The sequence below is a fragment of the Alicyclobacillus tolerans genome (assembly GCF_900142255.1).
Lineage (GTDB): Bacteria > Bacillota > Bacilli > Alicyclobacillales > Alicyclobacillaceae > Alicyclobacillus_I > Alicyclobacillus_I tolerans.
Map to the genome: position 1 here is coordinate 48,445 of NZ_FRAF01000008.1, position 26,720 is coordinate 75,164.

At 46.9% G+C, this 26,720-nt stretch carries 27 protein-coding genes, 1 tRNA gene and 1 other RNA gene; 6 read left to right on the forward strand and 23 right to left on the reverse strand.

Annotation, left to right across the window (positions count from 1 at the left end):
* The 6 genes from BUA75_RS05805 to BUA75_RS05830 all read right to left on the reverse strand — a co-directional run bounded on the left by BUA75_RS05805 (position 1) and on the right by BUA75_RS05830 (position 4,336).
* Entirely contained in the window at positions 1-660 is a 660-nt protein-coding gene (locus tag BUA75_RS05805; RefSeq protein WP_072873645.1) for a PSP1 domain-containing protein, read from the reverse strand.
* Positions 653-1,597, reverse strand: a complete 945-nt coding sequence (locus BUA75_RS05810; RefSeq protein ID WP_072873647.1) for a DNA polymerase III delta subunit-related protein — start codon at positions 1,595-1,597, stop codon at positions 653-655. The genes BUA75_RS05805 and BUA75_RS05810 overlap by 8 nt, the downstream gene beginning before the upstream one ends.
* A gap of 57 nt (positions 1,598-1,654) precedes the next feature.
* Complete coding sequence (darA, locus tag BUA75_RS05815; protein WP_072873649.1) at positions 1,655-1,984, reverse strand: cyclic di-AMP receptor DarA; 330 nt, start codon at positions 1,982-1,984, stop codon at positions 1,655-1,657.
* 20 nt (positions 1,985-2,004) lie between these two features.
* Positions 2,005-2,622, reverse strand: coding sequence for a dTMP kinase (tmk, locus tag BUA75_RS05820; RefSeq protein ID WP_072873651.1), 618 nt, complete (start codon positions 2,620-2,622; stop codon positions 2,005-2,007).
* 26 nt (positions 2,623-2,648) lie between these two features.
* Positions 2,649-4,037 carry an aminotransferase class I/II-fold pyridoxal phosphate-dependent enzyme gene (locus tag BUA75_RS05825; protein WP_165611954.1) on the reverse strand — a complete coding sequence of 463 codons (1,389 nt, stop codon included), beginning with the start codon at positions 4,035-4,037 and terminating at the stop codon, positions 2,649-2,651.
* 107 nt (positions 4,038-4,144) lie between these two features.
* Complete coding sequence (locus BUA75_RS05830; RefSeq protein WP_072873654.1) at positions 4,145-4,336, reverse strand: sigma factor G inhibitor Gin; 192 nt, start codon at positions 4,334-4,336, stop codon at positions 4,145-4,147.
* A gap of 220 nt (positions 4,337-4,556) precedes the next feature.
* On the opposite strand from BUA75_RS05830, the gene BUA75_RS05835 reads away from it, so the two are divergent.
* Positions 4,557-6,215, forward strand: a complete 1,659-nt coding sequence (locus BUA75_RS05835; RefSeq protein WP_072873656.1) for a putative polysaccharide biosynthesis protein — start codon at positions 4,557-4,559, stop codon at positions 6,213-6,215.
* A gap of 26 nt (positions 6,216-6,241) precedes the next feature.
* Here the strand turns inward: BUA75_RS05835 and BUA75_RS05840 are convergent, their stop codons facing one another.
* The 8 genes from BUA75_RS05840 to BUA75_RS05875 form a co-directional block, all read right to left on the reverse strand.
* A complete protein-coding gene (locus tag BUA75_RS05840; RefSeq protein ID WP_165611955.1) occupies positions 6,242-6,511 on the reverse strand; it encodes a pro-sigmaK processing inhibitor BofA family protein in 270 nt (89 codons plus the stop codon).
* A gap of 12 nt (positions 6,512-6,523) precedes the next feature.
* Complete coding sequence (locus BUA75_RS05845) at positions 6,524-6,838, reverse strand: DUF2508 family protein (RefSeq protein ID WP_072873658.1); 315 nt, start codon at positions 6,836-6,838, stop codon at positions 6,524-6,526.
* 104 nt (positions 6,839-6,942) lie between these two features.
* Positions 6,943-7,548, reverse strand: a complete 606-nt coding sequence (gene recR / locus BUA75_RS05850; protein ID WP_072873659.1) for a recombination mediator RecR — start codon at positions 7,546-7,548, stop codon at positions 6,943-6,945.
* Positions 7,548-7,859: a YbaB/EbfC family nucleoid-associated protein gene (locus BUA75_RS05855; protein ID WP_072873661.1), complete on the reverse strand. Its 312-nt coding sequence runs from the start codon at positions 7,857-7,859 to the stop codon at positions 7,548-7,550. The genes recR and BUA75_RS05855 overlap by 1 nt, the downstream gene beginning before the upstream one ends.
* 14 nt (positions 7,860-7,873) lie before the next feature.
* On the reverse strand, positions 7,874-9,595 hold the full coding sequence (gene dnaX, locus BUA75_RS05860; RefSeq protein WP_072873662.1) for a DNA polymerase III subunit gamma/tau: 1,722 nt from the start codon (positions 9,593-9,595) through the stop codon (positions 7,874-7,876).
* 50 nt (positions 9,596-9,645) lie between these two features.
* A complete protein-coding gene (locus BUA75_RS05865) occupies positions 9,646-10,731 on the reverse strand; it encodes a two-component system sensor histidine kinase NtrB (protein ID WP_072873727.1) in 1,086 nt (361 codons plus the stop codon).
* A gap of 208 nt (positions 10,732-10,939) precedes the next feature.
* Positions 10,940-11,290, reverse strand: a complete 351-nt coding sequence (locus BUA75_RS15595) for a hypothetical protein (protein WP_072873664.1) — start codon at positions 11,288-11,290, stop codon at positions 10,940-10,942.
* Between the two features lie 385 nt (positions 11,291-11,675).
* Complete coding sequence (locus tag BUA75_RS05875) at positions 11,676-12,092, reverse strand: MarR family winged helix-turn-helix transcriptional regulator (RefSeq protein ID WP_072873665.1); 417 nt, start codon at positions 12,090-12,092, stop codon at positions 11,676-11,678.
* A 119-nt stretch (positions 12,093-12,211) separates the two neighbouring features.
* Between BUA75_RS05875 and BUA75_RS05880 the strand changes: the two genes are divergently transcribed.
* Positions 12,212-13,960, forward strand: coding sequence for a chloride channel protein (locus BUA75_RS05880; protein WP_072873667.1), 1,749 nt, complete (start codon positions 12,212-12,214; stop codon positions 13,958-13,960).
* Positions 13,961-14,020: 60 nt separating this feature from the next.
* Here the strand turns inward: BUA75_RS05880 and ffs are convergent.
* The 4 genes from ffs to BUA75_RS05900 all read right to left on the reverse strand — a co-directional run bounded on the left by ffs (position 14,021) and on the right by BUA75_RS05900 (position 15,013).
* An RNA gene (ffs, locus tag BUA75_RS05885) (signal recognition particle sRNA small type) lies at positions 14,021-14,120 on the reverse strand.
* Between the two features lie 44 nt (positions 14,121-14,164).
* Positions 14,165-14,254: transfer RNA gene (locus BUA75_RS05890), tRNA-Ser, on the reverse strand.
* Positions 14,241-14,747: a tRNA adenosine(34) deaminase TadA gene (tadA, locus tag BUA75_RS05895; protein WP_072873669.1), complete on the reverse strand. Its 507-nt coding sequence runs from the start codon at positions 14,745-14,747 to the stop codon at positions 14,241-14,243. Before tadA ends, BUA75_RS05890 begins: the two co-directional genes overlap by 14 nt.
* Positions 14,744-15,013, reverse strand: a complete 270-nt coding sequence (locus BUA75_RS05900) for a late competence development ComFB family protein (protein ID WP_072873671.1) — start codon at positions 15,011-15,013, stop codon at positions 14,744-14,746. The genes tadA and BUA75_RS05900 overlap by 4 nt, the downstream gene beginning before the upstream one ends.
* 123 nt (positions 15,014-15,136) lie before the next feature.
* On the opposite strand from BUA75_RS05900, the gene BUA75_RS05905 reads away from it, so the two are divergent.
* Together BUA75_RS05905 and asnB are read left to right on the forward strand one after the other, a co-directional pair.
* Positions 15,137-16,003: a YheC/YheD family protein gene (locus BUA75_RS05905; protein WP_072873672.1), complete on the forward strand. Its 867-nt coding sequence runs from the start codon at positions 15,137-15,139 to the stop codon at positions 16,001-16,003.
* A gap of 118 nt (positions 16,004-16,121) precedes the next feature.
* Entirely contained in the window at positions 16,122-17,969 is a 1,848-nt protein-coding gene (gene asnB, locus BUA75_RS05910) for an asparagine synthase (glutamine-hydrolyzing) (protein ID WP_072873674.1), read from the forward strand.
* Between the two features lie 9 nt (positions 17,970-17,978).
* Here the strand turns inward: asnB and mtnB are convergent, their stop codons facing one another.
* The 3 genes from mtnB to BUA75_RS05925 are packed head-to-tail and all read right to left on the reverse strand — an operon-like array spanning position 17,979 to position 20,492.
* Positions 17,979-18,611, reverse strand: coding sequence for a methylthioribulose 1-phosphate dehydratase (mtnB, locus tag BUA75_RS05915; protein WP_072873675.1), 633 nt, complete (start codon positions 18,609-18,611; stop codon positions 17,979-17,981).
* Positions 18,586-19,278, reverse strand: a complete 693-nt coding sequence (locus BUA75_RS05920) for an MtnX-like HAD-IB family phosphatase (RefSeq protein WP_072873677.1) — start codon at positions 19,276-19,278, stop codon at positions 18,586-18,588. The genes mtnB and BUA75_RS05920 overlap by 26 nt, the downstream gene beginning before the upstream one ends.
* Positions 19,275-20,492 carry a 2,3-diketo-5-methylthiopentyl-1-phosphate enolase gene (locus tag BUA75_RS05925; protein WP_072873678.1) on the reverse strand — a complete coding sequence of 406 codons (1,218 nt, stop codon included), beginning with the start codon at positions 20,490-20,492 and terminating at the stop codon, positions 19,275-19,277. The genes BUA75_RS05920 and BUA75_RS05925 overlap by 4 nt, the downstream gene beginning before the upstream one ends.
* A gap of 147 nt (positions 20,493-20,639) precedes the next feature.
* On the opposite strand from BUA75_RS05925, the gene BUA75_RS05930 reads away from it, so the two are divergent.
* Positions 20,640-21,194, forward strand: coding sequence for a glycerol-3-phosphate responsive antiterminator (locus tag BUA75_RS05930; RefSeq protein WP_129583532.1), 555 nt, complete (start codon positions 20,640-20,642; stop codon positions 21,192-21,194).
* A 15-nt stretch (positions 21,195-21,209) separates the two neighbouring features.
* Here the strand turns inward: BUA75_RS05930 and lipP1 are convergent, their stop codons facing one another.
* Positions 21,210-22,148 (reverse strand): LipP1 family hormone-sensitive lipase, encoded by a 939-nt coding sequence (lipP1, locus tag BUA75_RS05935; RefSeq protein ID WP_072873728.1) that lies wholly within the window; start codon positions 22,146-22,148, stop codon positions 21,210-21,212.
* A 303-nt stretch (positions 22,149-22,451) separates the two neighbouring features.
* Between lipP1 and BUA75_RS05940 the strand changes: the two genes are divergently transcribed.
* Positions 22,452-24,152: a glycerol-3-phosphate dehydrogenase/oxidase gene (locus tag BUA75_RS05940; protein WP_072873680.1), complete on the forward strand. Its 1,701-nt coding sequence runs from the start codon at positions 22,452-22,454 to the stop codon at positions 24,150-24,152.
* Positions 24,153-24,279: 127 nt separating this feature from the next.
* On the opposite strand, the gene BUA75_RS05945 is transcribed toward BUA75_RS05940, so the two are convergent.
* Positions 24,280-26,685 (reverse strand): glycoside hydrolase family 2, encoded by a 2,406-nt coding sequence (locus BUA75_RS05945; protein ID WP_072873681.1) that lies wholly within the window; start codon positions 26,683-26,685, stop codon positions 24,280-24,282.
* Between the last annotated feature and the right edge of the window lie 35 nt (positions 26,686-26,720).

A 26,720-nucleotide genomic window follows, 5' to 3' on the forward strand; every position in this document is an offset into this window, starting at 1 on the left:
CTAGACAATAATGCTTTCATCCTGATACGAATCGTTCTCAAATTTAAGGCAACACATTAAACGTCCGCACAAGCCGGAAATTTTTGATGGGTTGAGGGAGAGACTTTGGTCTTTGGCCATACGAATGGAGACCGGATCAAACTCGCCCATCCAAGTGCTGCAACAGAGCAAGCGTCCGCAGGGTCCAATGCCGCCAAGCATCTTAGCCTCATCTCGAACACCAATTTGACGCAACTCGATACGAACTTTAAAAACACTTGCCAAGTCTTTCACTAACTGACGAAAATCAACACGGCCTTCGGCTGTAAAATAAAAAATCAATTTATTGCGATCGAAAGTATATTCCGCATCAACCAACTTCATCTCCAGACCGTGGTGGTCGACTTTTTCACGAAAAATCCGCATGGCTTCGCGCGCTTTTTCCATATTATAAGAAACCATCTGACAATCTTCTTCTGTGGCGACTCTTAAGACTGGTTTCAGGGGAAGCACTACGTCTTCTTCTCCTACTTCCCTGCGACCTACAACCACTTGACCGAATTCTACACCGCGAGCAGTTTCCACAATGACACTGGCGCCCTGCTCAATGACAGCTTCACCGGGATCGAAATAATAAATTTTACCGGCGGCCTTAAAGCGGACGCCAACAATGCTATACACCAATCCTCACCCCTCGCAAACAAATGCACATTCTCTCCACATTCAACTGCGGCATCACATGCGCAGCGTGCCTGCGAAGTGTTTCCTGCACCACATCAGCCGCTTGAGTCCAAATCTGCACGGGCCAGCGCTCCAGTGAGTGCCGCTCAAGCAAAACAGGGAAACGCAAATTTTGGCTGTCTCCTAAAGAAATGTGTATCATATCTCGAAATACAGCTAACAAGAGCTGTAGACCATTGGCCAATTGAACACTCGAAAATATTTTCAGCCACTGTTGGGCTAATAAAAGCGGTGATTCTGGTGTTGCCATCCACGCTTCAATCCATTGTAGCACCTGCTCGAAACTACCTGCAATCGAAGATTCTTCTCCTTCCAAAGCAAGCAGGGATTGGTGAACCACCGCATCCTCCCAAGGAAAAGAACGACCTGACTGCATTTCATAAGCAAAACTACGTGAACGCAGAGTAGGCAACACCCCACCCAAAGATTCTGCCAAGAGTATGGCCAGTATTTCCGACTCTGGCTCTTCCAAACATTTCAAAAGACGATTGGCGGCCACTAAAGACAACTTGTCCAATCCAGGAAGAATATAAATTTTTTTTTGCCCATAATGCGCACGTCGGCTCATCCATACCTGTAACTCTTCCAAACGAGCTGTCTTTATCGGAATTTCCGAGTTGTCAAAAGTAAAAACGTCAGGATGGATATGAGCAGCAAATTGGCGGCAAGAAGAACAGCTGCCACAAGGGCGCGATTCATCCTGACAAAGCAAAAACTTGGCAAACTGGCTGGCAAACTGTTCAGTAGTTTCTCGTGGACCCGTCAGAAGCAAAGCATGGGGAAGTTGTTGCTGCATCCAGGCTCGCTCTAACCCAGCAAGTGCAGGATATTTTTGGGTCCAAGAAAGAAAAAATGGACTCAGCGAGTCTTCTACCATCGCTGGCCCTCCTCTATCAAAATCGTAGATAAGCTTGGCAATTCCTATCTCGGCAAATTAAAATTGTGCAAATTCCTCAATATCTAGAATAAACAACGTAGCGCCGCCCACTTGCACGGAAACTGGGTAAGGAATGTACGATTCCAACTGACTTCCCATGGGAGACATAGGAGTAACAACCTGTTCTCGAGAACGGCAACTATTTCGAATAATTTCTTTAACGTCTTCCACTTTTTCATTTTCCGCACCAATAATAAATGTAGTATTGCCTGCATGCAAAAAACCACCTGTGGAAGCCAGCTTAGTGGCACGCACTCCAGCTTTAACCAAATTGTGGGCGAGCCTTGGACTATCCTTATCCTGGACAATCGCAATCATCATTTTCATTGTTGCTTGACCCACCTTTCCTATGTGAGATATTTCTCGATGGTCAACCAGATTTCCTGCTCCAGCGTCTCGCGATTTTGCCTGGCATCCAATATCACCACTCGATGCGGTTCAGCAGCAGCAATCGCCAAAAAGGAGCGGCGTACACGCTCAAAATATTCAGTTGTACGCTTTTCTATCCTATCCAATTGCTGTCCTTCTCTTCCTTGGACAATCCGGTGTCGGGAATCCGTCACAGGTAAATCAAAGAGAAAAGTTAAATCAGGCCGTACATCCTGCACAGCCAACTCGTTTAACACAGCCACCCGACGTTCTCCTAAACCAAGTCCAGCTCCTTGATAAGCAATAGAAGCATCTACATAACGATCACAAATGACAATCTCACCCTTCTGGAGCGCGGGACGAATCACAGTTTCCACCAATTGCGCACGCGAAGCCGCATATAAATAGGCTTCTGCAATAGGTGTCCAATCTGCATCAGGGTTGAGCAGCCACTCACGAATTTGTTGTCCACCCAAAGTTCCACCCGGTTCCCGAGTAACCAAAACTTTCATGCCCTGTTCTTTTAACTTTTGCACAAGTCGATTAATTTGCGTACTTTTTCCGGCTCCATCCAATCCTTCAAAAGTAACAAACATAGAACATTGCCCCCACTCATCTGATCTCAAGACAGCACCGGAAATTGACATCCTGGTTTACAGCCCACCGGGATGGCACCAGAAGCTTCTAAATAGGCAACCAATTCCACATGTTCACGACGTATCTCGTCGCCAGGCAGAAGAATTGGCATACCGGGCGGATAAGGAATGACACAAGCAGCTGATATTCTGCCCACTGCGCTATGACCACTTTGCCAAACAACGCAGGTCTCCTGAGGCGGAAAATGATCGGCTGTATCCAGACACTTTTGCGGCGTACACTCAGCAACTGCCTGGAGAATCGCCAAGAGTTTAGGGTCCAGGTCCCCTGATTCAAGCTGCCAACGTACAAGTAATGCCTCTAAGCGAACTGTGTCGCGTTGACTGAGATGATAGGGCGGAATGAGCAAGCCGCCTGCTACATTGACATATTCCGCAAAAATATTTTCCTTTTCCAAGGCCTCCGTCAATAACTGGGCTCGTTTGGTCGATCCGGTTGGAATCCAGATACGGAGCGGATCGGCATCTGAAACATTGCGCCATCTATCAAGCATGGATAAATGTTGCTGTAGCTGCAAGACATCTCCTGCAGCTTCACAACGCAACCAAGCTTGCGCGACGTCCAGAGAAGCTAAAAGCAGATATGAGGGACTGGTGGTTTGCAAAAAAGAAAGCGCTGACTTCAGACGCTCTGCCGACAATAGAGAACCCTGATGATGGACCCAGGCGGTTTGTGTGAGCGCTGGAAGCGTCTTGTGGGCACTGTGAATAACAATATCCGCTCCTTGTTGCACACTGTGTGGAGGTAGATCAGTGACAAGCCCTAAATGAGCGCCGTGCGCTTCATCAACAATCAACGGGCAGTTGTATTCGTGCGCCAAACGAGCATAAGCGTCTATATCTGCCACTCGTCCCGTATACGTTGGCGAGGTGACCACAATCGCTGCCCATGAGTGAGATTGTGCCTGATCAGCTAACCAGTTGGCGATTGCTTCAGGAGGTGGAACTAGCATTTCCAGGCGATTTTCATCCCAAACGGGAGCCAGTCGCCACAGCTTGGCTCGTGCCAATTGCGCTCCGCGCCAAACACTCCAATGGAATGGCCCAGCGACAACGACGTCGCGATGTCGTTCATCGACAGAGGCAAAGATAGCCGCCATGACACAAGCTGTTGAACCGTTGACAGAATAGTAGCAACCTTGCGAACCGTAATGGCTGGCAGCCAGTTTCTGAGAGGCTAAAATACTCCCCGTTGCATCATGCAAATTGTCGAGACCGGGAAGCTCCGTCAAATCAATACGCAACGCAGATTGCAACCATTGTCCTAACAAGGCAGGCATGTCTCGCCCACTGTGGTGGCCGGGCACATGCATGGACAAGCGTTCAGCCTGCGCTGCACCCAACAATTGACGCAAAATGGGTGTCTCGTCCAAGGTGATGATGTCGATCCCGCCCTTTACTCCAACATTGTACGCTCATCATAACGAATGACGGGCAACACCTCAACTGGATATCGGAGTTTTCAAGAGAGGGCTGAAAGCCATATTCTCTTCATGCACTCTACATAGAGTGAATAGCGAGGATCGCCCACTTCCGTATGTACAATGGCCTGTTCGCAATCTATACAGATGAATTCACCGCATATACGAATGCCAGCACTCCTAGTCATCCCGCAAATAATGCATTCTGTTTCGGACGGCCAATGGTTTCGCATGTCTGCACCGCCTTTCCAGCAAGATAGCAGATGTATTTTCTATTTCTAGTTTGTCTCTTAACGCGAAATCCTATACGTAGAAGGGGGCAAAAAATTGGCGGCTGGCGCAAGCGGCTGCCACTCCGTTCTCTATACGTTATGACAGAGCTTCTCAGGAGGTTCAAAATAGAGCATTCTAGGCTGCGGAACTCTCTGTTATAATGCGGAGTGGAATGCGGAGGTGGATCCAACGAAAGCAACAAATGTCGCGCGTGGCGCGTCCATATACGTCATCTGTGTTGGGATTGCCAAATTTCTTGGCATCATCTATATCATTCCACTCACCTATCTGCTTGGCAATGTGGGTTTAGGCTTGTACAACAATGCCTACGCCATGTTCACCATTTTCCAACAGTTGGCTTTGGCCGGCTTCCCGCTAGCCATGAGCAAACTGATTTCTGAACGTTTGGCCATCAAACGCTATGGTGAAGCGGAACAATATTACAGAGTCGCCATGCGCACGATTATCCCTTTAGGCATCATTGCCTTTCTGTTAATGTGGTTTCTCGCTCCTGCACTGTCAGGACTAACCGCTGTGCAGGATTCGGGAGAAGCGGCGCGATACATGGTGCCTTCGTTTCGCGCGCTTGCCTTTGCACTTTTATTTATTCCTTTCATGAGTGGCTACCGTGGTTATTTGCAAGGATTCCAGCAATTGGAGATGCCCGCTTACTCACAAACGGTGGAACAAATCTTTCGCGTTCTTTGGATGGTAACTGCTACTTACTATCTCATGCGCGTGCGCCACGAATCCTATGTTTTCGGCAGTGCGTCTGCCACCTTTGGCGCAACCGTGGGAGCTGCGGCTGGCGCCTTACTACTGGCGTTGGCTGTCCGACCTATTCGCAGAGAATACAAACCACTCGCTTCTTTTTCCAATCAATCGGACTGGCAAGCGTTGCGTACCTTGTATAAAGTAGCATTGCCCATCTCTCTGGGTGGATTAGTGGTGCCTATTTCTAATCTTGCGGATAGTTTTACAGTACAAAATCTTCTTATAGCTGCACACGATAGTTTTCGTGAAGCCGCAGCTCAATACGGCATTTTGACTCGACAAGCACTCTATTTGATTCAATTGCCACTTACATTCGCTTATGCCATAGGCGTTTCGATTCTGCCAGCTGTCTCTAGTGCGAAGGCCAAAAAAGATCAGAGCGCCTTACAGCGTACCGTCAGTTCAACTGTACGCGGCATGTTTCTCATGACCTTTCCAGCAGCGGCTGTCCTGCTTGTATTAGCTAGACCTTTATCTGCTACGCTTTCTGGTGATTTCGACGGAGCACCCATTATTTCAGCCGTTTCTTTTATGGCTATTTTCTCAAGTCTTGAATTAATTTCTACCTATATCCTTCAAGGACTCGGAAACTTCTATCGTCCGGTACGCAATATGTTTTTAGGCGTATTTGTAAAAATTATGTTCAACATATTACTCATACCTACCTTTCACAGTGTTATGGGTGCCGCCATTGCCACCACCATTGGCTACATATTCTCTTCCACACTCAATGTACTGGCTGTGAAAAAGTACGGACAAGTAAAATTTTCTTTATTTCGCTACAGTATTCGATTTTTATTGCCCACATTGCCTACAGCAGCCGTTCTATGGATAACACGCGCTGTCACCCATTGGTTTTTACATGATTTGATGATTCGCTCTGTACGCATTACCAGCGCCGTTGAACTACTGCTGGCAGTGGGAGCCGGAGGTTGGGTCTATATTTACCTACTTCTAAAATTGGGAATCGTGCGAGAGAAAGAATTAGAAGCGTTACCAGGTATCGGTCGGCGATTGGCCATCATAGCCCGCCGAATGTACCCAGAACACGCTTCTGCTCGATGAATGAATCTGTATGGCGTTCTAAATTTTCAACCCGGAAAAATCCAAAGTTTTAAGGTAATGAGCGCTGCAAGACCAGGAAAACCGAGAATGCCTGCTGTCAAAGCAGTAGCTGGATTAAATGGGAGATGAAAATGCACATAGCTTCCTAGCCAATTGATTACAAAAATAGATACACAACCAAAAACAGCAATCTTGAGAAGGGTCAGCAGCCCATCCAGCGGTTTACGAAAAAATTGAGCGAGAATGATGAGAGCCAGGAGAATACCTCCGCCGTAGAGCAACCAATGTATAGACATCATATCACCTCTTTACACTCCATCATCCAGTTCAAACCATTCAAAACACACACCTTCTACGACTAACTGGCGCTGTCTCGCCTGGTGCAACAAATAACGAAAATGCTGTTCAGCGGCATCTAACCGAAAGACCATATGATCGATAAGTTCCGGATCGCTCACTTCATTAAATTGGCTCTGAGCTTCCAACCAGGCTCGATGCGAACGAACGATTTCTTGAAAAAGTGGATCAGCGGCACCTCCAAAAGCGTCTGCTCCATCCCGCTTGGGATTAAACCGCGATCGCGCAGAGAGACGTTTCGGCTTTGCGGCAGTCGGGGTACGCATAAAGAAAACCTCCCGTGACCTGAATACTAGAATATAGACAGGCAGGAGGCGTTTTATGACTCTTGTAGAAAAAATGATAGTTTTACAACCGTATATAAGAAAATTTACAGGCTGCGGCGACCCTCCAGAGCTTTAGCCAGAGTCACTTCATCCGCATATTCCAAATCGCCGCCAACCGGCAAACCACGTGCAATTCGTGTAACTTTGAGTTCAAAAGGACGCAATAATTTAGAAAGATACATGGCTGTGGCTTCACCTTCCACGGTTGGATTGGTAGCCAGAATCACTTCTTCGACCGAATCGTCAGTACCAGCCAATCGCGTCAACAATTCACGAATCCGTAAATCATTGGGACCGATACCATCCATGGGTGAGATGGCCCCTTGCAAAACATGATAAAGTCCATGAAATTCATGCGTACGTTCCATAGCTACCACATCTTTGGCATCTTGGACTACACAAAGTACGCTCCGGTCTCGTCGCTCATCACGACAGACAGGACAAGGGGAAAATTCCGTAATATTACAGCAGATTTGGCATTCTACCAAGCGTTCTTTGATATCCAGCAAAGCTTTGGAAAATTCTGCAACAGTTTCTTTGGACATGCTCATACAATGAAAAGCCAATCGAGCGGCTGTTTTGGGCCCAATTCCGGGAAGCCTCATAAATTGTTCCATCAGCCGTTCAATGGGTTCTGGATAACCCCACATTAGAACAACCCTGGCAAGTTCATGCCACGAGTATACTTGCCCATTTCTGATTCCGTCAGCTCATTCACCTTTTGTTCCGCATCTTGCAAAGCAACCAGAATCAAATCTTGGAGCATCTCCACATCATCTGGTGTAACCACTTCGGGTGAAATCATAACCGACTCCACATGCTTGTGGCCATTCATCACTACAGAAACGGCTCCCCCGCCGGCAGTCCCAGTTATTTTTCGTTCTGCCAAAGCTTCCTGAGCCTTCAATAAGTCTTCCTGCATCTTTTTAGCTTGTTTCATCAATTGATTCATATTTTTCATGTGTAATCCCTCTCTTAAAGTTCATCTGTGACATACTCAATCTTATCTTTGCCAAACAGCGATTCCACCACTTCCAGCCAACTTTCTGGCGCCACCGCGTTGCCATCCTGTTCAGCAAGAAACTCTTCCCAGTCGCTTTGTAGAATCGCCAACAAACTTCTGGCTTCGCCGATTGTGTGTTCCACTGCCCATTCAATAGCATTTCGCTCATCAGGTTTCATAACGGCGTCGCGGTGAATTTTACTGCCAAAAGCAATCACCATTTCTTTCTCGGTGGCCAGCACAGGTTGTCCATTCATGAGCCATGCGTGTGCTTGAATTCGCTGTTGCCGAACACTTTGAAGAATGTCTTGCCATCGGTCACAAATGGCCTGCAAGGCAGTACCGTCTTGTCTCTCAAATAGAGAGAGTAGCACTTCACGTTTTCGCCCTTGCATGGCGGCTGGTGCGCGAAGTTGGCGATTCTGCCCAGAGGGAGAAGGTGTTGCCAATTCTTTCTGAGCAGATGATTCGCTTGCCGAAGATTTTTCATCTGGTGAACGGACAAGCGGTGTCATTTGTCGTTTTTCAATACCCGCATCCGCAACACGCGTTGCCGCGGGTAACCGCGACACCGTTGGCTGTGCCTCCATCACTGCCATTGTTGTGGAATCGCCAGGAGACGAGACTTGACTCAGCGAGAGCAAAGCTGTTTCCAACATTAAACGTGGTTGTTCCGCATGACGTAAGGCCATCATTGTATCATTCATCTTGGACATAGCCAAAAGCAACCATTCGCTAGAAAGCCGCCTCGCTATTTCTTTATAGTCTTTGAAAGAATGCAAAAGTGGACGATCCGCTGGAGACAGCCGCACAACCAGCACATCTCGAAACATGGCCAGCATCTCAGCAGCTATCCGCCCTGCATCTTTACCCGTTTGATAGAAATTAGACAGTTTTTGCAAAACTGCAAGCAAATCTCCCTGCACCAGCGATTCAAGCAAGCTCAGCTTGTCCTGTGGCCGTAAACCGCCCATGACAAATGACAGTACATCCAAGGTAATCTGGCCTTCACCATAAGCTGCAGCTTGCTCCAGGAGACCTAGCGCATCTCTCATACCACCATCTGCCGCTTCGGCGATTTGCCAGAGCGCCTCATCTGCTGCCTGCCATCGCTCGGCATCTACTGCAGCTCGCAAGCGGCCTACCATATCAGCCGGTTCAATCCGCCGGAAATCAAACCTTTGGCAACGAGAGACAATTGTGGCTGGTATCTTATGAGGTTCGGTTGTAGCCAGGATAAACAATACATAGGAAGGTGGTTCTTCCAACGTTTTAAGCAAAGCGTTGAACGCTTCCATGGTCAACATGTGCACCTCATCGACAATGTAGACCTTGCGCTTCAAATATGCAGGTGCATAGTGCACTTTGTCTCGTAAGGAGCGGATTTCATCAACACCGCGATTGGAGGCTGCATCAATCTCTTCAACATCGACTGCTACTCCCTCTGCAATCGACAAGCAGGCTTGACAAGCATTACAAGGCTCACCTTCTATTGAATGAAGACAGTTAACCGCCTTGGCTAGAATCTTTGCTGTACTTGTCTTGCCAGTGCCACGCGGACCGCAGAACAAATACGCATGCGCCACCTTGTCTTGCAGCAGAGCGTTGCGGAGAGTGGTGCGGACATGCGACTGCCCAACCATATCAGCAAACTGCTGAGGCCGCCAGGCACGATAAAGCGTTTGATAATCCACAACCTCCCCTCCTTCGTGATAAAGGTATCACAGCAGGAGAAACAGAACAATTAGGCAGATGGTATGATTTCCTCTTTGGCGAGTGGTAAACGTACGCAGAACGTGGATCCGAAACCTTTGGAGGAGACGCGAATATCTCCACCGTGATCGGCCACTATACGTTGACAAATAGGCAAACCGAGTCCTGTCCCTTTCTCTTTCGTGGTATAAAAAGCATCAAAAATTTTGTCGATCTGGTAATAAGGAATGCCCGGCCCTGTATCTGAAATATACATTTCACACCATGGCGATTGATTTTTAACCAATACTGTCAATTTTCCGCCAGCATCCATAGCTTCCAAAGCATTTTTTATGAGATGGTGAAGCAGACGCAAAATCATTTGTCGATCCGCTTGCAGAAACAGTTTATCTTCTATTTCGAAATGAGATTCAATCCCCATTCTGTCGGCCTCTGAAACCACATGACCACGCAGTTCTTCTATCAAATCGCTCATGCAGAAAAATTCCATATCCAAATGATGTGGACGTGCCAAGAGCAACAACTCTTGAACCAGTTCATCAACCTTTTGAATTTCAGAGAGCATCATTTCGGTAAGACTATGCTCATCTTCCCGCCCACTTGCCTCTTGCCGGCTTTCAAGAATTTGCAAAAATCCTTTTACAGTAGTCAATGGATTGCGTATCTCATGGGCAATACCAGCAGCTACTTTTCCTATTGTGGCTAGTTTCTCCGCCCTTTGTAAATGTTGATCGAGTACGCCAAAATCACCCAAATCTTTCATGGTTATAAATAATCCTAGGTAATCTCCACTTTCCGACAGGAAAGGGAAACTATCAAGCAGTAGATAGAGAAGTTGACCATTTCGCTCCCAAGTGACTATGGTATCGCGCAATATGCGCTGCTCTCGAACGCAATGCGCTAACATCTGATATTCATCCGATTGGGAAGTCAAACATTCCCTGAGTGGAACTGGAGGAGCCAAGAGTTCAGCGTGATCGAACAATTTGCAGGCTGCAACGTTGTAAAAGCGTACTTCCTCAGAGGTAGAAAGAAAAATGACAGCAGCGTTGAGCAACTCTAGAGACGGACAAACCTGTGGAACTGACGCCTGTTGCTTTACCTCAGTTCGGCTCACCAATAAGCCCCCATCCATCTTGTAGGAATTCTTGCACACAGCGTATTTTGCCACGATTCCTATGAAATCCTCCCATAGGACAAAAATAGTTGAATTGCGACAGATTCCGACAGTTCCCTTGATGGATAGGCATAAAAAAAGGGCGCCTTCGCCCTTTTGCTAGCTGTAGAATTTTCAAATATATTCATTCTGTGTTTTTCTGACTCGTCTACCATAAAAACGCCAATAGGAAAATCCAGGCGAAGGCGAGCCACCACCACCACCAGCCGCCATACCATACTCCATAACCTGGACGTCCCCAACCAGGGCCGTAGCCATATCCAGGCCCATAACCAGCTCCATATCCCCATTGAGCGAGTGCGATATCGAGTTTCTTGGCATCGTCACCCTCCGTCGGCTGGGTGCAATTTGCCAATCCAATTGGAGCATATTGCCTAGGTACTCTCACTAAAACAGCATTCTGATTCACTGCTGTTATAATGCCACGATGAGAGCCCCATGGCGTCTGAAAACGTACCCATTTACCTATATTGTTTGCACAATCACTGCGATTGCACATGCTTTCTCACCTCCGTATGAATAAAGTAAAAACGAATACCTAACAGACTCATGGAAAATGGATCGACAACATCCCTGCCCAGAGAGACTGTTTTGCCGATCCCATTTTCATTCTCAATATACAGGTGTTGTTGTGCAGGTTGTGGTATATACAGGTACGAGCAGGAAGAAGAGAACAAAAATAATTAGAAATACGACAGCCCAGCGGGTGTATCCACCAAATACTCCATACATGCTGACTTCACCCTTTCATTTTTGACATAGTGAAGAATATGTCAGTTGGCATATGGAATGTGGCGGTATTTGTCCTGTACCTTCCCAAGAAGAAAGTTTCAATCTCCAGAAAAACTTAAATCGCAAGTTATACCCAAACCGTCATGGGCTACTCAAGAATCCCCGAATTCATCTAAATCTAAATAACGATGTGTAATACCGAGTTTCTTCAATTCAGCTTGATGTAACAGCGTTAATTGACAAAGAATGTCTTGTCCCTTTTTCGTTAACTCAATGCCTATACTTCGCTTGTCTGTTGGATGCGAAAACCGTCTGACCAAACCTATTTTTTCACATCTCTGTATCAGTCCTAACGCACTATGATGACGAACTAAAAGCCTCTCAGCAATTTCTGTTGGAGTCATCCAATTTCGATGCGGATAACCTGCAATGGCGAGCAGTAATTGATGTTGGCTTGGTGTAATACCAACTTGCAGAGCAGCCGTTTCACTAAAATGTAAAAATTTTCTCAAACGATAACGAAATTCTGCTAGTTCTTGATAATCCTCTTTTGTAGGCTCCCTATTCATATAACCAACTCCGTCATTCAATCTTGCATTTTATATCGTATAGCGATATAAAATATACGGTCTTAAGTTTTGTGGAAGCTCCCCATGAATCTCGAATGACTTGAAGGGAGAAACAACAAATGTTTTTTAAAACGAAGCAAACAGGTGATTTTACTACCAATACACAAATCATCCGTTTATCTATCGCCGCTCTCATCATTGGTGCCATATGTGCATGGATTGCTGTTGTTTTACTGAAAATGATTTACTTTTTTACAAATTTATCTTTTTTTCATCGATTCTCCTTCGCTTATGCTACTCCTACTCATAACTCATTACATGCTTGGATAATCGTTCCTCCCATACTTGGCGCACTTGTCATTGGAATCATCGCCCGTTATGGTTCAGAAAAAATTCGTGGACACGGAATTCCTGAAGCTATCGAAGCCATGATTATCAACGAAAGTAAAATATCTCCGAGAGTTGCCTTTTGGAAACCTATTTCTGCAGCGATCTCCATCGGAACAGGCGGACCTTTCGGAGCAGAAGGACCTATTATCATGACTGGAGGTTCCTTCGGTTCTTTGTTTAGTCAATTGTTCAAATTATCTCCCGTAGAGAGACGCATTCTTTTGGTAGCTGGAGCTGCTGGGGGCATGTCTGCTACATTTGCTGCTCCCGTGTCATCTGTTCTCTTTGCCATTGAGCTCTTGGTATTTGAATTTAAACCTCGCAGCTTGGTTCCCATTGCAATTGCAAGTTCTGTTGCTGACGCTATACGTATGCTTATCCTAGGACCAGGTCCTCTCTTTGCCATGCCTATTCTCCATCATACGAGTTGGAATTTACTAGCCGTGTCATTTGTCATTGGTCTAATGGGAAGTTTATTGGCTATTCTCTTAACGCGAGCTATCTATGGTGTAGAAGATTTTTTTCGCAAACTCCCTATACACTGGATGTGGTGGCCTGCGATTGGTGCGGTATTTATAGGACTAGGTGGGTGGATTTCACCTCGCTCCTTAGGCGTAGGTTATGACAGTATTTCAGCAATGCTGAATATGAAATTAACTCTTTATACACTCATTGGACTTCTGATTGTAAAGACAATAATTTGGGTCATTTCTCTTGGCTCTGGAACTTCTGGCGGAATCCTAGCTCCTATCCTCATCATTGGAGGAAGCTTAGGCGGGGTTGCAGGCTATGTTTTTCATGCTCAACATCCAGGAGTATGGGTTTTGCTTGGTATGTCTGCCACTTTTTCTGGTGTCACACGCACACCTTTCACTAGTATCATTTTCCCGCTGGAATTGACCCATAACTTAGGAGCCTTGTTACCGCTTCTGGTAACTTCAAGCATTTCCACAGGCTTTTCCTCGTGGATTCTTCCGCGTTCCATCTTGACGGAAAAAATCGTGCGTCGTGGACTGCATTTGACCCGGGAATATAAAACTGATCCGCTTGAGATGCACGATTGTAAGGAAATTTGTTATATACCAAATAATACCATTCATGGAGATGCGTATCTCACGACAATTACAATGAATCTCCTTAGCCATTACGATACGAAAACTTGGTTCACCGTATTAGATGATGACGGACATCCAGTTGGAATAGTGCTTGCCTGTGAAATATTGTATCGCGCATCAATAACCCCTCAGCAAAAGGTACTTGAAATCATAAACGATGCGCCGTACGTACGTAATAACGATACAGCCAAGGTGGCTATGCAACAAATGCTTATATCTCACTGTGATTGGGTAAAAGTCATCAACAAAGAAGATCACCAGATTGAAGGTTTTTTGACCATCCAAAAGTTGATGGATTTACGCAGGAAAGAATACGAAGAAGAAACTGAAAGAAAACGTGTTTTTTCTATTTTTCAAAATTAAATCTGTTTGAATATGGGGATTTTTTGGAGTGGATGGCAAAACGCGCACTCTCACCAAAAGCCAAACCAGGTGACCCCGCGTCACCCGAAAGGTCTTTCTTAGTGCTGCTTCCGTCAGGACCTGACACGGTTCGAAAGTTTCCGCCGCGCGGGACCCAGTTCAGCCTTTGGTGAGAAAGCGCGTATTCTTGCTTGTTGAAGTTTATGGCGGAGAGAGTGGGATTCGAACCCACGAGACCCTTGCAGGCCTACTCGCTTTCGAGGCGAGCTCTTTCGACCACTCAGACATCTCTCCGCGTCTTCTGACGAGAACGGACTTGTGCAAAGAAGTCTTTCAGTAATATACCACATTCTTCAGCAAGAATGCCACCTGTAACTTGAGGGTAATGGTTCCAGCCTTTCACTTGGTACAACTGGCAAACAGACTCTAATGCGCCAGCTTTTGTATCTTGTGCACCATAGTAGACCTGTCCAACTCGAGCCTGCAAAATAGCACCCGCACACATCGCACAAGGCTCCAGGGTGACATAAAGAGTAGATGCTGAAAGTCGCCAACCACCGAGTCGCAAGGAAGCTTGACGCAAAGCCAACATTTCCGCATGTGCAGTTGGATCCCGCCAAGTCTCTCGCAAATTGTACGCAGCAGCAACCAGTTGTCCATTATATACCAGTAGGGCGCCAATCGGGACCTCGCCAAGACTAGCCGCTTCCTCAGCCAAAGAAAGTGCGAGACGCATCCAGGCTTCAGGAGAACGTTCCACACATTCCTTATCTGGATTTATTTTCATGACCCCGTATGGCGAGGATTATTGGCTACACGTTGAAGTGAAACCGCCAATTCTCGAACAATATCCATTTGCAACTGTGAATTCATGTACTGTGCTTTGACATAGGCTTCACCGCGATCGGTCGAAACATAACGTGGTGACAATTGGTTAAGCGCTAAAGCCATAACATCATCACGGCACTGCTCGCAATCACAAGGCAGACGCCGCCGCCATTCCATTTCACTCATGGCATGTCGAACTAAAAGTTCTGTTACATTGACCAGCATGGCTTAACCCCCCATTTTCAAGTGCATCCTATTTCTCATTCTTTTTCAAATCACCGATGCGCTAGCGGTTCGTATGTCGCATACACTGCAACAGACCATTTTGTTGCAGGCGAGGCGATCGGTATGGACACCCCTCTTGAGCAAACAGATGATATCCGTTTTGATGAAACACGAAAATTTTTAGATAAATGGAGTATGTATAACCTCCTCAAACAGTACCCACCCATGGTTCCCATGCTGCCAGAAAGCAAACAGTTTACAAAAGAACATTTTTTTTACTTTTGTCAACGTTACGAGTCTTTTTACATCAAGCCTGTAAACACCTGGGGCGGACAATCTATTACACGAGTTGACCATTTTCCCAATCAACTCTACTGTATCCGCACCCTAGGTCAACCCACCGTCTGGCGTGCCACAGCGTTTGGATCCTGGTGGACAGTGCGTAAGCGGCTTCCATTGGCATCCATTATACAGCAGGCTGCTCCTGTTGTAACTTGGAATAATCGCATGTTTGATATTCGCGTACTGATGCAGAGACACAAAAGTGGCACTTGGATGTATGCCGCCATGGCTGCACGAGTAGGCGGACACGAAAGTATAGTATCCAACATTGCTGCAAGCGGGGGCGAAGTGCACGAAGTCCCACAACTTCTGCAATCCCTCTTTGAAAATCCGCCGATAGAACAGAAAATTTTACAAAACTTGAGAACTTTCAGCAGACAAATTTGTACTCTCCTTGATAGCGTCTATAGCTTCGAGGAAGTAGGCATAGATTGGGGACTCGGATATGACGGAAGCCTGTGGCTTTTTGAAGTCAACACCAACGACAATCTTGGTGGACCCAGTCATGAATTGTTTGCACCACTCGCTGATGGCCGTATCTATCAGCGAATTGAACAGCGCAGCAGCGCCCGCCGTTTAGCTCAGGCGAATGAGTGGTTGCAAATATGGATGACCGAACTACAACAAATGACTGAGCAAACACCTTGATACAAACTTTGATGCAGTATCATTTTTTGTCCTAGGCGCATAGGCTGAGACGTATGTGGATGAACGAGTGATAGAGCAGCGTCCACTGTTGAGACAACAAAATAGGAGGCGGACAAATGTGTGTGGAATAGCAGGATGGGTAGATTGGACTCGCGATGTTTCGTTGCACCGCGAATGGGTCGTGGGCATGGGCGAAACGCTTACCTCGCGCGGACCAGATACCAGAGGTGACTGGTTTAGCACACACTGCGGATTGGCGCACCGTCGCCTGATTGTGGTCGATCCGGCAGGCGGAACGCAACCGATGCTACGCCGTTTTGGAGAACGCACAATGGTGCTGGTTTATAATGGCGAACTCTATAACACTGCAGAACTGCGCGACGAGTTACTGGCTAAGGGCCATACGTTCGAGTCGTATTCGGATACCGAAGTGGTTCTACACGCTATAGCAGAATGGGGATTAGCAGCCACTGAGAAATTCAATGGCATTTTTGCCTTTGCCGTTTGGGATAATCAATCCCAGGAATTGCTTTTAGGTCGCGATCGGCTAGGAGTCAAACCGCTGTTCTTTGCTCAACTTGGCCAAGGTGTCCTGTTTGGTTCTGAGCTTAAAGCGATTCTGGCCCACCCTGAATTCCCGCGTCGTATAGGCGCCGAAGGCCTAGCTGAAATTCTGGCTGTCGGCCCAGCGCGTACACCTGGACATGGCATTTTTGAGAACGTTCAAGAGTTGCGTCCCGGTCACGTGGCACGTATCCGCAACAATGAATGGCATATACAGGCGTATTGGAAATTGAACAGTTGGACGCATGAAGAAGACGAAGAGACCACAGCCAGGCGCGTTCACGATTTACTGGTAGATACGGTAGAACGGCAGCTCGTCTCCGATGTGCCTGTAGCTACTTTTCTTTCCGGCGGACTCGACTCTTCTGTCGTTACAGCGATTGCCGCACAATATTTTCAGAAGCATGGCAAAGAACCTTTACACACTTTCTCTATTGAGTTTGCAGAGATGGAGAAACACTTCCAAGCTAACGAATTTCAAAAAAGTCTTGATGCTCCATGGGCTTTGAAAGTATCGCAATTTCTTGGGACCGTCCATCACCCAGAAGTTTTTGATACGCCCGATCTCGCTGCCAATCTCCATCAAACTCTGCCAGCTCGCGATGTTCCTGGGATGGCCGACATTGATACTTCCCTCTTCTTGTTTTGCAAGCGAATAAAAGAGCAATTTACCGTAGCCCTTTCAGGCGAATCTGCAGACGAAGTGTTTGGCGGTTATCCCTGGTTTCATCGTGCTGAAAGTCTGCAAGCCCACACATTCCCTTGGGCATTGCAACTATCACGCCGGGTTGGCATGCTAAGCGACGAGACCCGAGCCTGGCTCAATCCCGAAGCTTACGTTCAACGTCGATATGAGGAAGCATTGTCGGAAGTCCCACGCTTGCCTGGTGAAAGTTCTGAAGAGGCGCGGATTCGGGAAATCTCCTATCTCTCCATCACCCGTTTCCTGCCAACCTTGCTTGACCGCAAAGATCGTATGAGTATGGGCTGTGGACTTGAAGTCCGCGTACCTTTCTGCGATCACCGTCTGGTCGAGTATGTGTTTAACATTCCTTGGAAACTAAAAACGGCTGGTGACGAAGTGAAAGGCATTCTGCGTAAGGCCATGGAAGGCTATCTGCCAGAAGATGCTTTGCACCGCAAAAAAAGCCCATATCCATCTACTCCCCACCCGGATTATGTGGAATTGGTTCGATCACGTTTTCTGGAACGTATAGCAGAACCTGACTCACCTCTTCGCCCACTGCTATCCATGACGGCAGTTGACGAATGGGTATCCGCAAGCCGTCAGGCTATGCCACATCGACCCTGGTTTGGTCAGATTATGGCTATTCCACAAATGTTTCACTATCTCATGGAAGTGGATGATTGGTTGCGTACCTATCGAATTCAACTCGCTTAAATCTGGCTCTTATGACGATGCTGCTTGATTGAGGCGCCAATGATATTCAAACAAAAACTCAAATGCTTCTAAATGACGAAGCGCCGCCTCGGGAGATTCTCCATAAGCATATATTCCGTGGCGGTGCACCAGTACCCCAGGTACATCGCGATACGCAGCTTCTGTGACTGCTTGTCCCAACCGCTCAAGATTTGCATAATTTGGAACGATAGGAATGTTGATGGAGGCTTTTTCCTCCCAATGACCAAGCGCCTTCAAGAGCTCATGCTGGGCGAAAGAAATATGTCCTGTACCTTCGGAAATTGAAAAATACCTTTCACTCAGCAAATTATTAAAAATAGTATGGACATGCAGAATACAAGCAATATCCGGGAATTTTTCATAGAGCCCAACGTGTACAGACGTTTCTGCAGACGGTTTGCCAGCATAACCGGACATAACTTGCATTCTCTCATCCACAACAATAATATCCTCAGTTTTTAAACACGCCTTGTCACATCCGCTACGAGTAATGGCCATAGAAAGCGGGTGACCGTTCAAACGGACTGATAAATTGCCACTGGTTGCCGGGAGCCAACCTTTTTGAGCGCAACGGTGAGCGATCTCCAAAAGAGATTCAACAGCTTGATTGAATGGATACATATTGATGTACCTCCGAAGCATTGTCACTTAACGCACGAATGATATCGTGAAACGTCTCATAAGGGGTAAAAGGCACACCTTCTTCTCTCAAAATCTCCGCCAGAACACTTCGGGCAAAAACGTAGTCCGCCAATCTTGCCGCTTTCACATCTGTCACGCCATCACCAATCAACAGGATTTTCCGGCCTTCTTTTTGATGCTGGCGCAGTAATGAGACCTTGCATAATCCACAACCACCATCACACGATTCATCGCAACCATAAGGCCAGACGACTTCTAGCATGCCTTTTTTCTCGCGCAATCGATTGCAATAAATGCGAATAAAAGAAGCCACGGGCAAAAGCGCCGGACGTACAAAAAAGTCAAACCCGCCGCTTACAACAGAGAAATTCCAACCTTGCTGCATGGCGTAATCCACCATGGCAAACGCACCAGGACGCAAGACTGTTCTCTCTCTGGAGAATTTAACCACTTCGGAATATTTGGAAGCCGGGATGTTGCGAAACATCTCGCTGACACCTTCCCGAACAGAGATCTCTCTCGCTTGCACAGCCTCTATCAAAGGACGCGATGTATGCGGGGCAAACTCCAACGCGATAGTGGCCACCATATCACGCAGAGAAAGTGTACCGTCAAAATCGCAAAGAATCGAGATCTCAGAAATCATGCCTTCACTCCCCATCGTTGCAACGCTCGTGCCAATTCTCTGTGACGCAATGCTGCATCTTCCAGTTGTTCGCCCGCTTCCATAGCGTCAATAGCCTGACGAAATGCCCGCCCTCCTGCTGCAATGCCATCTGGGTGCCCTTGTATTCCCCCGCCAGCAGCCATGATGCACTCATTTTGCAAATCACGATACAGTTGTGCCACCATGCCAGGATGCAAACCAGCGGCTGGCCCAGGCAACACGGAACGATGAATGTCAGAAGGTTGGCGCAAACGCTCTACTAGAGTACGGCAGGTCTCAGCATCCAGTGTGACACTGCCATAGGCAGAAGGATACAAAACCACATCTGCTCCTGCCAGGCGCAACAAGTCGCCAAGCAAAACAGGAGCCGCAATACCTGTGCGAGGAGAACTGTATATTGCACCTGAAACGGCAGGATGAGCAAAAATGGGAATCTTGATATTCGGATTACGCGCAAGAGCAGCCAACACGTCTAGTCCATAAGCAAATACATTGAGCAAAAGCGCATCCGCTCCGGCCTCTACAAGACGTTCTGCCTTCTCGAATAGCTCTGGTAATGTCCCCGTCAAGTTAACCGCATAGCGCGTACGCTGTCCAGTCATCTCCGCTACTTCTCTGGCGATTTCCCCGTAACGTCGCACACGTTCTATAGAAGGCGCCAGCGATTCATCAAAGAAAATTTCATCATCTTTCACGTAATCTACGCATCCCAAAGCCTGTTCCCGAAACGCATGGGCCAATTCTGATAACGACTGGCCATTACACGACTTGAAAATACTCATGATGAGCGGACGCCGCTCGACTCCAATCAATTGACGTATACCTGCCGCACCAAATTGAGGTCCAGGAAAACGCCGACGATAACTGTCAGGAATTTCAAGCGCTTGCAGGCGCACATTCCCATCCATCGACAATTTTCCAAATACAGTAACCAACAATGATGCCAAGCTGTCCGTCAGATTTTCTTCCGGATAACCAATCTTGATTTCCGCCAAAGTCCCTTGAGATGTTTCCTCCAAAACACGAATTTCTTCAACGCTTCCACAACGACTCGCCACTTCCGCTTGTTGGGTAGCTGGCAAATCTGTCCAACTACCTACAGTAAGTCCAATGGCTATACCTTCCGCTATTTTTTCTAAACTATCCCGTGCCGCTTCAACACGGTACGTTGCTACTACGAATGCCAAACTCATTCCTCCCTGATGTCTGCCCATCCGCTCTCGAAAAAATATACCCCTCTATATTGTACGAAAATTCATACATAAATCCGATAGACTTTTCGAAAAAATTCGGGATAATAACAGTGACTTGTCTAAAAAGGGATGTGAATACACTTGATGATGCCAAAAGTCATTCTCGCCGCGCGCAGTATCAAGGATTACGAACAATTGCTCGTCCATCCCTGCCCGGTCATTATTTTAATGAACGTGCACTTATCACAGTTACAATCATTGGTTACCCTTGCTCACAAACACGCAAAACAACTTTGGCTTCATGCCGATCTCGTTCAAGGCCTCAAGCATGATGAAGCAGCCGCACAGTTTCTTTGCCAGAATATCCGACCTGACGGCCTCATTAGCACACATGCCCAGACCGTTTTGATTGCCAGAAAACACAACGTCACGGCCATTCAGCGTATTTTTCTGATTGACTCGCACTCCTTGGAGACTTCTTATCGCATCCTGGCCAACTCTCAACCTGATTATATCGAAGTTCTTCCCGGAATTGTGCCCCATTTATTAGAGGAAGTGAGGCAACGCACGGGTCGACCTGTATTAGCCGGAGGTTTTATCCGCAGCCAGGCGGAAGTCGTCACAGCGCTTGAGCACGGTGCTTTGGCCGTCACGACTTCCAATAAAAAACTCTGGCTGGACCCATCATCAACGCCCCATTAAGGGACTTGCGAAAAATTAATCTGTAAATTCTGTTTTGAGCATTTCTGCTACTTCTTGCATTTGCGCACGGACTTCAGGAACCAGATGATCGAGTGTCAAAAAGCCGTGAATCATTCCTTCAAAACGCTTCACTTTAGCAGGCACACCTGCTTTTTCTAAAGCAGACGCATAAGCCTCTCCTTCATCGCGAAGAGGATCGTACTCTGCTGTAATGACAATCGCTGGTGGCAGATGGCGCAGATCTTCAGCCAAGAGAGGCGAAGCCATGGGATGAGAAGCATCCTCCATAGAATTCAGATATTGTTTGCGGAAATACATCATGGAATCGATATCGAGCAGATATCCAGTACTATTGAGTCGTTTGGACTCGGTTTCACCAAGTAAATCTACGGATGGATAGAGAAGGACCTGCAGACTGGGCATAGAACCCCCGCGATCGCGCGCAACTTGACAAACAACTGCAGACAGATTACCTCCTGCGCTATCCCCGCCAATAGCAATTTTATCCTTACGTATCTTAAACTCATCAGCATGTTCAAATACCCATTGACTCACCGCGTAACATTCTTCTACTGGATGAGGAAATTTGTACTCAGGAGCGAGACCATAATCCACAGAAATAGTGACACAACCTGCAGTATGCGTAAACATGCGACAAAGATTATCAAATTGATCAAGCTCACCAAAAACCCAGCCACCACCATGAATATAAATGAGTGCCGGAAAAGGCCCTTCTCCTTCTGGAGTGTAAATGCGAATCGGTGTTTGACGATTGCCATAAACAGCTATAATTCTGTCCTCTACATGTGCTACAGGCAAGCCTGGTTTACGCAGCAATGCAAACGACTGCGCACTGTTCTTGCGAAATTGCTCAGGAGTCAGTGAAGAAATGGGCGGAGCGCCAAGTTCTTTCATTTGCTGCAACATTTTTTCGAAGGCTGGGTGCAACGGCATGTGAACCATCCTCTCTGTGCTTGAGCCAACTCCTCTTACTGGCGGAGGCTCTTGGTATCCCGTTTTCAAGCTTGTTTTCACAAACAAACGGTCGACTCCATTTGTAGTATGACACAGCAACCAAGATTTGTGGACAGAAGAAGTACACTTGTTGCCTTAAATTCCTTGCGTTATAATTTAATTATAAGTTGATAGGGCGAATGGAGATTCGGAGACACGCCACACTGCGTTACGATGCGCAGGGTTAGGCGTGTTTTTGCTTTTTCATAGATAACAAAAATGCCCAGAAAGAGAGGGATATTCATGGCTATTTGGGAAACAGAACTCCGCCCCCAACTACTGCATAAAATGCAGGCGAATGAATGGGACGTTCTTATTATCGGTGGCGGCATTACCGGGGCAGGCATTCTCCTTGACGCCGTCAGCAGAGGACTGAAAGCAGCACTGATTGAAATGCAAGATTTCGCTGCTGGAACATCCAATCGCTCCACCAAACTGATTCATGGTGGATTGCGTTATCTCAAACAACTGGAAATCGGTCTGGTAGCTGAAGTCGGTAGGGAACGGGCCGTTGTTTACGAGAATGCTCCGCATGTGACGCGTCCAGAGTGGATGTTGCTTCCCCTTATGGAAGGAGGCACCTATGGCAAGCTAGCAGCCTCTTTTGGAATTCGACTTTATGACTACCTGGCAGGTGTCAAGCGTACGGAGCGCCGGCAGATGTTAAGCCGAGAGGAAGCATTGGCCAAAGAACCCTTGCTTAATCCCGACGGTCTCAAGGGTGCTGGTTATTATGTTGAATATCGAACGGATGACGCTCGCTTGACGCTTGAAGTTTTAAAAAAAGCCGTACAGCTGGGCGGTGTTGCCATCAACTACTGTAAAGCTCTGCAACTCATCAAAGAGAACGGGCAACTGTTGGGCATACACGTCCAGGACGAACTTCAACCTCATCACTCCTTCGACATCCGTGCTCGTGTCATCATCAACGCCACAGGGCCTTGGGTTGACGAAATTCGTGATTGGGATCATTCCAAGCAGGGCAAAACCCTGCACTGGACTAAGGGTGTCCACATTGTTGTTGATGCAAGCCGCTTCCCTCTTTCCAACCCCGTCTATTTTGACGTTCCAGACGGACGAATGATTTTTGCCATACCGAGATCGGGCAAAACCTATATTGGCACCACCGACACCAACTATACGGGCGATGTAATGTATCCCAGAATGACTCTGGCCGATCGCGATTATTTGTTGGAAGCGGTCAATACTATGTTTCCTTCTGTGCGTCTGTTGCCTGAAGATGTGGAATCCAGTTGGGCTGGCATCCGGCCATTAATTCATGAAGACGGAAAAAATCCGTCTGAAATTTCCCGTAAAGATGAGATTTTTCAATCATCAAGCGGACTAATTACGATTGCTGGCGGTAAATTGACCGGTTATCGAAAAATGGCTGAAAAAGTCGTAGATATTGTGGTTCAGCGAATTGGCCAAGTAACAGGACAAACATATCCTGGCTGCCAAACCGAACATTTGCGCCTCTCAGGTGGTGAATTTCATCAATCCAGCGAATGGAACGACTTTGTCCATACGATGACGAGAGAAGGCGAGCTGTTGGGGTTAAGTAGCCAAGAAGCGCGCCAATTAGTAGAACGCTATGGGAAAAATGTCGAACGGGTTTTCAACTGGCTGCGCAATGAGCCGTTAGATGCTGGTCTTGCAATCCCCAAAGACATTTATGCGGCACTACAATACGGATTGGAAGAAGAAATGGTCTGCCGTGCGGAAGACTTTTTTATCCGCCGCACAGGTAGCCTCTATTTCAATATGAACTTGGTTCTCAGTTATCAACATTCTGTTGTGGATTTCATGGCCAAACGATTACAGTGGTCAGATGATAGAGTACTTGAGGAAAAGCAACGTCTACAAGATCGAATTCTTGAGGCTCGGGAAGCTCTTGAGAAGCCTGTCGAGAAAGCATTGTCCACAGCTGCTTCAGCACTCTAAAATTGCTGTTTATCTGGCGTTTTTCAATTTTACCCCCAGTTTGTTCACAGGGTTATCCACAACTTTTGCGGGTTTATCCCCAAAAAGCTGTGGATAACTTTTGTTGTCTTCCCCATTCACCCCCTATCTACAGGCGCGGTAGAAAGGGTTGCGATTCAGTGGATAAGTCGAGCGAATCACCCTGCAGACCGGGTGATTGAACATGCACTCGGAAGCGCCCTGGATAACAACCTGCACGAAAATAGAGCGCTGCACGCCCTGCCTCAAGCACACCTGGATTATCGCCCAAGAGTTGTCCTCCTTCTGAACTACCTTGCGCTGGGTGGCTATCCACAGCCTCCAAGGAAAAAGAGACTACCCTTTGTAGATAAGGAGAACGCATCCCATTCTTATCCACAGCTTCTACCCAAATTCGCGTCATATCCACGCCATCTGCATGGAGAACCGTATGATCCGCATGCAATCGTAACCGACTGGCGGGTAAAGGTGTGTGCAGAGTGCGCTCGACTACGACTTTTTGGTCAAGATAGCCACGAAGCCGCAAGGTTCCATACAGTCGATAGGCTTGCAAGGGAATGACAAAAGGTGGATACTGTAAAGAAGGAAATTCCTTCTCTTGCGGCATCAACCTTCCCATCGTCTGACCATTAAACTCAACCTCTAAAGAATTACAGTTGCTGAATACATAAATTTTGGCGGTATAAGCTGCAGATTGAAGTACTGTTTCCATGTCATCGAAGGTATCCAGCGCTTGGATTAACTGCGAATGATCAGCCGATTCAAAGGTGAGATAAGTAGCTGGCTCCAGAACAATTTCTTCTTCAGGAGGCTTTTGACTTCGATAAACTGCTGCGGCAAACTTGGGGAAACGAAATTGATCCATCACACCATGATGGCAGATTTGCTGTCCCCCTCCGAAAAATGGCGACGTCGGATAATCAAAAGCGCACCAAGCAGAAGCTCCAACAAGATCTTCACGCTGGTACACTTCGTTTAAAATTTTGGCATGATGAAGGGCATGCTGAATCAACCGCGTTTCATTATCCATGAGTTTGGTCGGGTACATATGTCCGAGATACTCTGTGATCAATTGCGGTTTTTGAACACTTGGCAATACCCCCATGGAAAAATCATTAAACGTAAAGATATCTTCTATAAAATGGCTTTTACGGAAATTTCGAACACCGCCCGTCCATCGACTTGGGTCAAGTGCTCGCGCTATTTTATTTGTTTCTATATAAAATTCGTCACTATCTGCAGATTCATTAATGCGTACTCCCCACATGAAAATGCAGGGATGGTGACGATGGCGTTCAATCATCTCAACTAAATGCTGTTTGGCTATAGCCTGCCAATGTTCATCTCCTACATGTTGCCAACCGGGGATCTCTGTGAAAACAAGCAGTCCCAATTCGTCACAAGCGTCAAAAAATGCGGGATCCTGTGGATAATGGGAAGTGCGAACGTAGTTGGCGCCGAGTTCGTGCTTCAAAATCCACACGTCTTGACGCTGCAAGCGCTTCGGAGCAGCATAACCTATGTAAGGAAACGACTGATGGCGGTTAAAACCAATCAGTTTTATCGGTTGACCATTCAATAGCAACTGCCCGTTTTCTAAGGCAAGGGTACGAAAACCAACGCGCATCTCACCATCATCAAGCACACTTCCTGCTCTATTCAAAAGCCGAAAGCCAACGTTGTAAAGATGCGGTTGATGGGGCGACCAAGGTTGCGCCTGTTGAACGATTATTTCCCATTTCATCGATACGATTTCGTTTGCTTCGTCCGATCCGTTGACGGCAACGGGGTGAATTTCCTGTTGCAGAAGACTTCCATCCTGATTGCTAATGTTTAACTCCAACTGTAATCGCTCATTTGTTAATCGGGAAACTGGCGATAGATGAATTTTCGCTTCTACCTCAACAAGAGCGTTCCCATTCTGCCAACCAAGCGTTGTCCATTGAAGATGTTCAACGTGATCGTCAGAAGTCACCAACAAATAAACATTGCGATAAAGTCCTCCAAAGATGCGATAATCGATAAGTCCACCTTCTGGAGGGATATCTGGTTGCGGTCGACTGTCGAGACGGACGAGAATCTCCTGCATACCGGAAGGAGAAAGTGCGTCTGTAATGTCCCACGAGAAAGCTGTATAGCCGCCTAAATGCCGGCCTATATACGTCTGGTTGACTTGAACATCAGCCACCGTCATAGCTCCCTCAAAAACGAGAAAAACACGCTGGTCAAGTTGCGCAGTAAACCTGAAACATTTTTGATACAGATATACTCCGCGAGTGTCATTTTCAGGAATTCCATTGCTAGGCACTAAGTTGGGGGAATGAGGAAGACGGACGGTTTGCCAATGTTTTGCATCTAAAGTTCGTGAATAAACGTCTATTTGTTGACGAGCTTCTGATGGATCAGATCTATACGAATGTGGATGATTGGACGTGATTTCTGTAAATTTCCAGTCGTCTTGGAGCGCGTAAACGCTTCTTTTACCTAGGCGCGGACGAAGTGAACTGTACAACATGATGTGCATTCCTCCATATATTCCTTGGCGCCGCA

Bases quoted from the DNA above. Each gene is read 5' to 3' on its own strand.
- BUA75_RS05810 (WP_072873647.1), bottom strand. From the start codon at position 1,597: ATGGTAGAAGACTCGCTGAGTCCATTTTTTCTTTCTTGGACCCAAAAA.
- darA (WP_072873649.1), bottom strand. From the start codon at position 1,984: ATGAAAATGATGATTGCGATTGTCCAGGATAAGGATAGTCCAAGGCTC.
- tmk (WP_072873651.1), bottom strand. From the start codon at position 2,622: ATGTTTGTTACTTTTGAAGGATTGGATGGAGCCGGAAAAAGTACGCAA.
- BUA75_RS05830 (WP_072873654.1), bottom strand. From the start codon at position 4,336: ATGCGAAACCATTGGCCGTCCGAAACAGAATGCATTATTTGCGGGATG.
- BUA75_RS05840 (WP_165611955.1), bottom strand. From the start codon at position 6,511: ATGTCTATACATTGGTTGCTCTACGGCGGAGGTATTCTCCTGGCTCTC.
- BUA75_RS05845 (WP_072873658.1), bottom strand. From the start codon at position 6,838: ATGCGTACCCCGACTGCCGCAAAGCCGAAACGTCTCTCTGCGCGATCG.
- recR (WP_072873659.1), bottom strand. From the start codon at position 7,548: ATGTGGGGTTATCCAGAACCCATTGAACGGCTGATGGAACAATTTATG.
- BUA75_RS05855 (WP_072873661.1), bottom strand. From the start codon at position 7,859: ATGAAAAATATGAATCAATTGATGAAACAAGCTAAAAAGATGCAGGAA.
- BUA75_RS15595 (WP_072873664.1), bottom strand. From the start codon at position 11,290: ATGTGCAATCGCAGTGATTGTGCAAACAATATAGGTAAATGGGTACGT.
- BUA75_RS05875 (WP_072873665.1), bottom strand. From the start codon at position 12,092: ATGAATAGGGAGCCTACAAAAGAGGATTATCAAGAACTAGCAGAATTT.
- BUA75_RS05880 (WP_072873667.1), top strand. From the start codon at position 12,212: ATGTTTTTTAAAACGAAGCAAACAGGTGATTTTACTACCAATACACAA.
- tadA (WP_072873669.1), bottom strand. From the start codon at position 14,747: ATGAAAATAAATCCAGATAAGGAATGTGTGGAACGTTCTCCTGAAGCC.
- BUA75_RS05900 (WP_072873671.1), bottom strand. From the start codon at position 15,013: ATGCTGGTCAATGTAACAGAACTTTTAGTTCGACATGCCATGAGTGAA.
- BUA75_RS05905 (WP_072873672.1), top strand. From the start codon at position 15,137: ATGGACACCCCTCTTGAGCAAACAGATGATATCCGTTTTGATGAAACA.
- mtnB (WP_072873675.1), bottom strand. From the start codon at position 18,611: ATGTATCCATTCAATCAAGCTGTTGAATCTCTTTTGGAGATCGCTCAC.
- BUA75_RS05920 (WP_072873677.1), bottom strand. From the start codon at position 19,278: ATGATTTCTGAGATCTCGATTCTTTGCGATTTTGACGGTACACTTTCT.
- BUA75_RS05925 (WP_072873678.1), bottom strand. From the start codon at position 20,492: ATGAGTTTGGCATTCGTAGTAGCAACGTACCGTGTTGAAGCGGCACGG.
- BUA75_RS05930 (WP_129583532.1), top strand. From the start codon at position 20,640: ATGCCAAAAGTCATTCTCGCCGCGCGCAGTATCAAGGATTACGAACAA.
- lipP1 (WP_072873728.1), bottom strand. From the start codon at position 22,148: ATGCCGTTGCACCCAGCCTTCGAAAAAATGTTGCAGCAAATGAAAGAA.
- BUA75_RS05940 (WP_072873680.1), top strand. From the start codon at position 22,452: ATGGCTATTTGGGAAACAGAACTCCGCCCCCAACTACTGCATAAAATG.
- BUA75_RS05945 (WP_072873681.1), bottom strand. From the start codon at position 26,685: ATGTTGTACAGTTCACTTCGTCCGCGCCTAGGTAAAAGAAGCGTTTAC.